The 7,000-nt window shown below is 70.7% G+C and carries 7 protein-coding genes; 4 read left to right on the forward strand and 3 right to left on the reverse strand.

Going from position 1 to position 7,000, the window contains the following annotated elements; translation table 11 throughout:
- The first annotated feature begins 49 nt into the window (after window positions 1–49).
- Complete coding sequence (locus ACE101_RS23145; protein ID WP_379138868.1) at window positions 50–1,276, forward strand: GNAT family N-acetyltransferase; 1,227 nt, start codon at window positions 50–52, stop codon at window positions 1,274–1,276.
- Window positions 1,277–1,377: 101 nt separating this feature from the next.
- Entirely contained in the window at window positions 1,378–1,626 is a 249-nt protein-coding gene (locus tag ACE101_RS23150) for a hypothetical protein (RefSeq protein ID WP_379134642.1), read from the forward strand.
- A gap of 228 nt (window positions 1,627–1,854) precedes the next feature.
- Here the strand turns inward: ACE101_RS23150 and ACE101_RS23155 are convergent, their stop codons facing one another.
- The 3 genes from ACE101_RS23155 to repA form a co-directional block, all read right to left on the reverse strand.
- Window positions 1,855–2,883, reverse strand: a complete 1,029-nt coding sequence (locus tag ACE101_RS23155; protein ID WP_379134644.1) for an extracellular solute-binding protein — start codon at window positions 2,881–2,883, stop codon at window positions 1,855–1,857.
- A gap of 153 nt (window positions 2,884–3,036) precedes the next feature.
- Window positions 3,037–4,110, reverse strand: coding sequence for a plasmid partitioning protein RepB (gene repB / locus ACE101_RS23160; RefSeq protein ID WP_379134647.1), 1,074 nt, complete (start codon window positions 4,108–4,110; stop codon window positions 3,037–3,039).
- On the reverse strand, window positions 4,107–5,324 hold the full coding sequence (repA, locus tag ACE101_RS23165; protein WP_379134650.1) for a plasmid partitioning protein RepA: 1,218 nt from the start codon (window positions 5,322–5,324) through the stop codon (window positions 4,107–4,109). Before repA ends, repB begins: the two co-directional genes overlap by 4 nt.
- Before the next feature lie 323 nt (window positions 5,325–5,647).
- Between repA and ACE101_RS23170 the strand changes: the two genes are divergently transcribed.
- Together ACE101_RS23170 and ACE101_RS23175 are read left to right on the forward strand one after the other, a co-directional pair.
- Entirely contained in the window at window positions 5,648–6,439 is a 792-nt protein-coding gene (locus tag ACE101_RS23170) for a metallophosphoesterase family protein (protein WP_379134653.1), read from the forward strand.
- Window positions 6,440–6,491: 52 nt separating this feature from the next.
- Complete coding sequence (locus tag ACE101_RS23175; RefSeq protein ID WP_379134656.1) at window positions 6,492–6,800, forward strand: hypothetical protein; 309 nt, start codon at window positions 6,492–6,494, stop codon at window positions 6,798–6,800.
- The last annotated feature ends 200 nt before the right edge of the window (window positions 6,801–7,000 follow it).

Raw genomic sequence — 7,000 nt, forward strand, 5'->3', positions numbered from 1 at the left:
GCTCCCGGAAAGAGGCCGGGAAATCCGGATGATGGGGGTGCGTCCGGAGATGACGGGGCTCGCGGTCGATCTGTCGGAAGCAAAGGGGCCGAGCGCGGCCGAGGCGGTCGTGCTCGCGCCGGAGGCCTTCACGACGCTGGCGGCCGCCGAGGCGGTCTGGCGGGAACTCGAAGCCGGGCCGGCCGTGGTGATGACACCCTATCAGCGCTTCGACTTCGCCGCCGCCTACATGACGACGATCGGGCGCGCCGAGGCGGCCTCCCCTTTCGTCGCGGTGTTGCGCGATCCCCTCGGCCGGGTCCGGCTCCTCCTGCCCTTCGCGGTCCGGCGCGAGCTGGGCCTGACGGTCGCCCGGGTCATCGGCGGGCCGCACGCCAACTTCCACATGCCCATCTTCGCGACCCGCGAGGCAGCGGGCCTGCCGCACGGGACGATCGTGGCCGCCCTGCGCCGCCTCGGCCGCGTCGCTGGCATCGACGCCTTCGCCTTCGCGCACCAGCCGCGGATCTGGGATGGAACCGCCAATCCCCTGGCCGTCGGCGGCACGCCCTCGGCGAGCGATGCCTATGGGATGCGCCTCGACGGTGATGCGGAGGCGACGATCCGGCGCCTGTTCAGCGGCGACGCCCGGCGCAAGCTGCGTCAGAAGGAGAAATGGCTCGTCGACGCGCATGGCCCGGTGACACACCGCGTTGCGGCGACCCCGGTGGAGGCCGAGGCGATCCTCGCGGCCTACCTGACCCAGAAGGCGGCCCGCTTCGCGCAGCTCGGCCTCTCCGACCCCTTCGCCGGTCCGGCCGCGCGGGACTTCCTGACCGCGTCCTGCCTCCCCTCCCCTGCCGGCCCGGCGCCCTTCGAACTGCATGCCCTGATGGCGCAGGCGGATGGACGCGTCCTGGCGACCTTCATCGGCGTCGCGGATGGCCGGCGCTTCAGCGGGATGCTGACCTCCTTCGATCCGGACCCCGCCTTCGCCCGCTTCAGTCCCGGCGACCTGCTCCTCCACCGGCTGATCCGCGATCAGGCCGCACGCGGTCGCCTCGCCCTCGATCTCGGCGTCGGCGAGGCGCATTACAAGGCGAAGATCTGCGAGGAGACCATCGCGCTGGTGGACGGGCTGGTGCCGGTGAGCCCGCGCGGCCGGTTGTTGGCGATCGGCGGGCGGCTCGCCGTGACGGTGAAGCGCCGCATCAAGCGCAACCCGCGCTTGCGGTTCCTGGCCGAGAGCCTGCGCGGGGCGGCGGCGGGGCGGGTTAGAATCTTCTCCAATCGATGATTTCTGCATTGGATTAGGGCCGACGATTGAACCAATCTCGGCCATGCGCGTCTTCTCGTCGGAGCGGCTCGGCGGACGGGCCGCGGATGACGGAACGACCCATGACCAAGCTGAAGACCCTTGCCCTGGCGGCCGTGTTCGCCGCGGTCTCGCTTCCTGCCCTCGCGCAGGGCGGCTCGCCCTACAACGCCTCTGGCTCGCAGGCCGGCGGGCCGCTCGCCGGCCGCGAGCGCGCCATGGGTGCGCCGGGCGGCGCCCCGGCGGTGGGCGTGACCCCGCGCCAGTACCGCATGATGAAGCAGCAGCGCCGCATGTACCGGCACAACCACTACCGCCGCCACATGCGCTGACACGCATTTCGCGAAGCCGGCTTCCCGTTTCCCAATCGGCTTCTCATGGCGCGCCCGTCCGGCGGACCCTCCGCCGGCGGGCGTCGTCGTTTCGGGCATCAGCGCGGCGGGCGGGCGGCGCGGAGATCGCGGATCTCGGTGAGGAGCTTCACGTCGGCCGGCGCCTCCCTCGGTGTGGTGACGAAGGCCGGCGACATGCTCAGCGCCTCGGGCGAGGCACCCGAGACCCTACTCCCGCGGCGCGAGCGGAGCCGCCTTGGCGCCGTAGCGACGGGACCATTCCGCCAGGATGCGCGGGCGGTTCTCGGCCATCCAGGCGAGATTGTTGCGGATCATCCGCGCCTCGGCATGGGGCGGATAGTCGGGAGGCGGCGTCGCGAGGCCGGGATGAGCCACCACCGCGAAGGTGCGGGCATAGAGCAGGTTCGCCTCGCGGCTCGCCGCCCAGTCGGCCACCTGCCGGGCGAGATCCGCGTGCGGCGTCGATTTCAGGATCGCGAAGGCTTCCAGCTCCCAGCCGACGCCGTCCGCCGGCACCACGATCCGCAGCGGCGCCCCCGTGGCGCGCAGCGTCGCCGCCCGCATGTCGTAGGTGAGCCCGACGACCGAACGGCCGTCCGCCGCCTCGCGGCAGGGCGTCGCCGCCACCGGCAGATAGGCCGCGACGTTCTCGTGCAGCGCGTCCATGAAGGCCCAGCCGGCCGCCTCGCCCATGGATTGGAGCCAGCCGGCAACGAGAAGATAGCCGGTCCCGGTCTGGACCGGGTTCGGCATCAGGATCTGTCCCTTGAGAGCCGGGGCGAGCAGGTCGCGCCAGAACACCGGGGCGGAGAGCCGCGCGCGCTCGCCGGCCTGCGTGTTGAAGCAGATGACACCCAGATAGGCGTCCATCCCGGTCCAGGCGTAACCGTCATCGGCATCCCGGAAGGCGGGCCGCAGCCGCTCGGCGCCTCTCGGCCGGTAGGTCAGCAGCAGGTCCGCGGCCTTGAACACCTGCAGGCTCGTCGCGGCGAGGCCCAGGACCATATCGGCCTTCGGCGCCGCGCGCTCGGCGAGGATCCGGTCGGTGATGGTGCCGGTCTGGTCCCAGACCCAGGCGATCTCGACTCCCGGCACAGCAGCCTCGATCGCCGCCTTCACGGGCGCGTGCTGCTCGGGTTCGAGCGCAGTATAGACGGAGAGCCGCGTCCGGTCGGCCCCCCCGGCGGGCAGACCGATCGATGACCACAGGGTGAGAGCCAGCAGGAAGCGAAGCATCGCGAAGACCGGCGGCCGCCTCGAACGGCACATGGCGGCTTCTAAGCCGAGTTTCGCCGACAAGCCAATGCACATCCGGCGAGATTCATGGGGCGCGGCGGACCGGCCGCCTCGCCGCCAAGCCGGCATCGAGGACGCCGGCGCCGGGATGCCTCATTCCGCCGGCGCCCGTGCCTTCTTCGCCCGGAACGCCGCGTAGAGGTCCGGCAGGGATTCCACCAGGAAGGCGCCGAACTCGGGCTCCGCGACGTCGTCCACCGTCAGCTGGGTCCGGCGCGGCGTGCGGTCGATGCGCACGACCGCGCGCCCGGCCGGATTGGTCCAGGCGATGACGGCGCCGTCCGGCCCACGCCCGCCGTCCCGGACGCGCTCGGGCGCGGTGGTGAGGGCGGTGAGGAGCCGGACGAAGCGCGCATCGGAATCGAGGGCCCGGAACTCGTCCGAGGCGAGGGTGCGCGTGACGATCGCATCGGCATCGGAGCGGGCGAGGGCCTCGACCAGGGCCGACCAGCGCGGGCGGCCCGTCTTCGGCGCGGGACCGATGGCCGCGACGATTGCGGCGGGCACGGCGCGCCCGACCGCGATGAGACGGGAGAGCTGCGTCTTCTCCATCGAGAGGGCCGCCATGATGACGCTGCGCTCGAAGCCGCGATCCTCCAGCGTCACCGCGAAAGTGGCCCGCTCGATGTAGCTCAGATCCGTGCGGGCGGAATTCTCCTGGCCCTGCGCGACGACGAGATCCTCGTCGGTGAGCGGCTTCACGACGGCGCGGACCAGGCGGCCGAGCGCAAGGGCGGCGCGCAGGCGCCGATGCCCGTAGGCGACCTGATAGCGGTTCGCCTGCTCGGGATGCGGACGCACCAGGATCGGCACCTGCTGACCGCGCTCGCGGACCTGCTCGATCAGCGCCGCGTCGTCCTCCGCCGAGACGCCGAGGCGGTCGGACACGAAGGAGGGCTCGATCAAGGCCGGATCGAGTTCGACGATCCGGTCGCCGGCCGCGACCATCGCGCGAGCCTCCTCCGCCGCCGAGGCGATCCGCCCGAGCGCCCGGCCCATCGCCCCGACCGCGCCGGAGCGCACGGCGGTCCGTGGGGGCCCGGCGGGCGAGTCCACGCCCTCGGCCGATGGGGCTTCGGGCGGGTTGCCAGGTGGCAACTCGTCCGGGGGCGTCGCGCGGCCGCGGGCGGTGAGGGCGGCGCGCAGGGCATCCTTCCTGGTCGTCATGCGCCGCGCCCCCAGGCCTGCTGCATCAAACCGAGGATCTCGCCGTTGACCCCGTCGAGCGCCTCGATCGCACGATCGTAGGTGGTCCGCGAGAAGCTCTCGCGGCCGATCTCGTAGAGCGTCTGCTTCGACAGCCCGGCATCCGAGACGGCCGTCGACTTGAGCATGGTGTGGGTGAGGACCCGGTCGCGGAACAGGGAGCGCATGAAGGCCACCATCTGGGTCTGAGGACCGTCCGACGGCTCGTAGCGCGTTACCACGTAGCGCAGGAAGTCGTAATCGAGTTCGGCCCCGGCCTCCTGCACCACCCCGAGCAGATCGGAGGCCATGAGCAGGAACTGGCACATCGACATGACGTCGAGCATCTGCGGATGCACCGTGACCAGCATCGCCGTCGCCGCGCAGAGGGCGCCCAGGGTCAGGAAGCCGAGCTGGGGCGGACAATCGAGGATCATGACGTCGTAGGCATCCGCCACGCTGCCGAGTACCGTCGCGATGCGCCCGAAGAACGGCTCCGCCTCCTGATCCGCCAACGCCTTCGGCGTATCGTGCTCGAACTCCATCAGTTCGAGATTGGCCGGGACGAGGTCGAGGCCCGGGAAATAGGTGCGGCGCACCACGTCCGAAAGCGGGCGTCGCAGCGCGTCGTAGCGGATCGCCGCGTAGAGCGTCTGGTTGGCATCGACGTCGAATTCCGGCTGGTAGCCGTGCAAAGCCGTGAGCGAGGCCTGCGGATCGAGATCGACGGCGAGCACCCGGTAACCCTTCAGGGCGAGGTACTGGGCGAGATGCGCCGCCGTGGTGGTCTTGCCCGAGCCGCCCTTGAAGTTGACCACCGCGAGCACCTGGCAATGCTCGGTGCCGCTGCGATGCGGCACGTAGCCCTTGCTCTTCGGCCCGTCGTCGAGGAGGAGGCGCAGCTCGTTGATCTGGTCGAGGGTGTAGGAGCGCCGGCCGCCCGGCCCCACTTCCGGCTCCGGCCCTTTGCCCGCCAGGGAGAGCTGGCGCAGGTAGCCGTCCGCGACGCCGATCAGCCGGGCGGCCTCACCGGAGGTGAAGGAGCGCAGCAGCTTCGCCGAAGCCGGCGGAAACAGCGTGCGGCGCAGCGCGTTCAGCTCCGCCGACAGGGACCCGCCATCGGCCGCGATGAGGCTGGTGATGGAGGGGCGGGCGGTCGCGACGGCTCGCGGATTGTCCTGCGGCGTATCGGCCATTTACGGTTTCCGGACGTTGATACGGCTGTAAGCCGTAACCAGAATGCCCAAGCTGCCTGATTCGCGCAAAGCCTTTCCGAGCATCCGCGTTCCGACAGAGGTCCGTGCGCGGTTGCCAGATGGCAACGCGGGACGGGGAGGGCGGCCGGAGCCGGGGGATGCTGGGCGCAGGCCTCCCGCTTCCCGATCGTGATCCAGCCCAGCAATCATTACGGACGGTACGGTACGCGCGGAGCCGTTCTCCCGGCGGGGACGCTCGTGCTAAAGCTTGTCAGGATGGCGCAGGGGCAGTCGCGCTCCGTCGGAGGCAGGCGAGGACGAGCGTGGGCACAGACGATCGCCGGGGCGGCACTTCATGGCGCGAGCGCGTCATCCCGCGCTTGGGTCGGCGTCGGCCCACGCCCTCCGCACCTCCGGAATACTGGCCGGCCCTCGGCGGCCGCACGGTGGTGGCTTTCGGCGACATCCACGGGCGCGACGACCTGCTCGCCGCAACCCATGCCCGCCTCGACGCCCTCAGTGCGGAGCGCGGGATCACCCCGATCGAGATCTATCTCGGCGATCTGATCGACCGGGGACCGGACAGCCGCGCCGTCGTCGCCCGGATCATCGCCCGCGCCCGGGAGCGGATGGTCGTGGCCTTGCGCGGCAACCACGAGCTCATGCTGCTGCAGGCGCTCGAGAGCGACGACGCGCTCTGGCCCTGGCTGGCCCTGGGGGGCGAAGCGACGCTCCGGGCCTATCACTGCGCATCTCCAGCAGGGGAGGGGGGATCCGCCTCCACGCGGGACATGCTGCGCCGGGCCTTGTCCGAGGAGCATCTCGCCTTTCTGCGTGCCATGCCGGTGAGCTTCACCATCGGTGCGCTGCTCTTCGTTCACGCCGGCATTCGTCCTGGCCGTCTGATCGATCAGCAGGACGAGAAGGATCTCCTCTGGATCCGGGAGCCCTTCCTGTCCTCGGAGCGGGATCACGGCCTGCTCGTGATCCACGGGCACACGCCCGTCGCCGCACCGGACTTCCGCTTCAACCGGATCAACATCGATACGGGCGCCGTCTATACGGGGCGCCTGACGGCACTCCTGATCTCGGACCAGTCGATCGAGATCGTCTGAAGGTTTCCTGCGGGCATGCCGGCCCCGCGCTGCCGTCAAGGCGGATTGACGGATGGCTCCGACTCTCGTTGAAGAAGCATCGGCGCCGCCGGTGCGGTCGCCATTCCTGGCTTCAAGGACGATCGAGATGCTGCTGCTGGCGTTGGTTGCAATCCTGAGCGGCGCAGCAACATCGCTCCTGCTCTCGATGGCGGGCTATGGCTGGCTCCTGGCCGCCTTCGGATTCGCGCTCGGCGGCAGCGTGGCCGCCCTTCTCGCCGGCATGATCCTGTCCACCACGCGGCAAGACCGGTCACGCGCCGCGCGGCCGGCGCTGATGCCGGAGCCGGAGCCGTCGCGCAGCGCCCACCCGAACCCGTGACGCGGAAGCGTCGCAGAAGGTTCAAAAAGGGAGTTGACGGGCGGGGAGGCGGGCCGTATACGACCACCCATCGGCGCCGGCCGCGACGCAAGAGCGGCCCGGGCGCTTCTGCTTCTTTCCGACAGGCCAGGGGTCAGGTTCGGGTGGGTTACCCGGGTCGGCTTGGCTGTCTGTGAAGCGAGCTCTTTGACAAGTTGATC

Source organism: Methylobacterium carpenticola (assembly GCF_042748905.1).
Taxonomy (GTDB): domain Bacteria; phylum Pseudomonadota; class Alphaproteobacteria; order Rhizobiales; family Beijerinckiaceae; genus Methylobacterium; species Methylobacterium carpenticola.